At 48.6% G+C, this 1,221-nt stretch carries 1 protein-coding gene; it reads left to right on the top strand.

The window, feature by feature from the left end:
• On the top strand, positions 1-724 hold a 724-nt coding region (locus tag CVU71_18710; protein PKN16526.1), incomplete at its 5' end, for a hypothetical protein.
• Between the last annotated feature and the right edge of the window lie 497 nt (positions 725-1,221).

A 1,221-nucleotide genomic window follows, 5' to 3' on the forward strand; every position in this document is an offset into this window, starting at 1 on the left:
CGAAAGCCAGTTTTTCGGACATGTTAAAGGCGCATTCACCGGTGCGGATGGTTCTCATCATGGTTTCTTTAAACAGGCGGATGGCGGCACTTTATTTCTCGATGAGATTGGTGAACTGCCTATCGGTCTTCAATCCAAACTCCTGCGTGTATTGGAAGATAAAACGTTCACGCCGCTTGGTGCCGGTCACCCCGTGCATGTGGATGTCCGGCTGATCTCGGCAACCAATAAAGAACTGGACCGCGCCTGCCAGGAAGGTCATTTCCGAATAGACCTGCTTTATCGTTTGAAATCCGCATATATCTGCCTGCCGGCGCTCAGGGAAAGAAGAAACGATATCCCGCTGCTTGCGGCTCATTTTTTACAGAATGCCTGTGTGCGCCACAATAAAAACATTTCAGGGTTCAGCCCCGAAGCCATGAATGTGCTTGCGTGCAGAGACTATACCGGGAATATTCGTGAACTTTCGCAGATCGTAGAAAACGCCGTTTTACTTGCCGAGGGCCCGGTCATTCTACCCGTGCATCTGGGAGACAATCCGGCGATGGAATCTCAACCGTCCCTGTCGGGTCGCAGCCTTTGTACACTCAAGGAAAATGATGCAGCTCATGTGATGTTTGTTTTACATTCCACCGGCGGAAACCGCCGTGAAGCCGCCCGCATTCTGGGAATCACGCTCAGGCAGCTCCAGCGAAAGCTGGCCGGGACAAAAGGTGACTCCTGATAAGCCGGAACTTTGCCGCCCGGCAAGGATTAACCGTTTCGTAGCAAGCTACAGAGAATTAACGCTCGTCCCGCGTGAGCGGGATTAAACCTCAGTAAACATAAAATCAACCATGACATTTCCGCCGTACCCCATGACATAAACGTCATTGTCTTTTATGCCTTATGCAGTCTGTATCTGGCGTGTTACACGCAATCCGGGCAGTCTTTCAAAACGACATCCAGGTCATTCCTGAGGTCTGCAGTTTTTCCCCTATATTTTTAAATTAATCAAGGGAATCAGCATTTTATTGTTTTTCAGAATGTCTGGCACACCTATTGCTCTACTATATAAATGAGTCGGGCAATTCCAGCATGAGTGCCATACAGCAGGCACCGAAGTGCCGGATGTGAATGACAATGATCTTTGACTGTTTCATTGATATCGCAACGGAAAAATATTTTCTTTAATGGGGAATGTTCCCCCGAAAAAATAAAACGAGGTGAACGAACCGTGGC

The sequence above is a fragment of the Deltaproteobacteria bacterium HGW-Deltaproteobacteria-6 genome (assembly GCA_002840435.1).
Classification (GTDB): domain Bacteria; phylum Desulfobacterota; class Syntrophia; order Syntrophales; family Smithellaceae; genus UBA8904.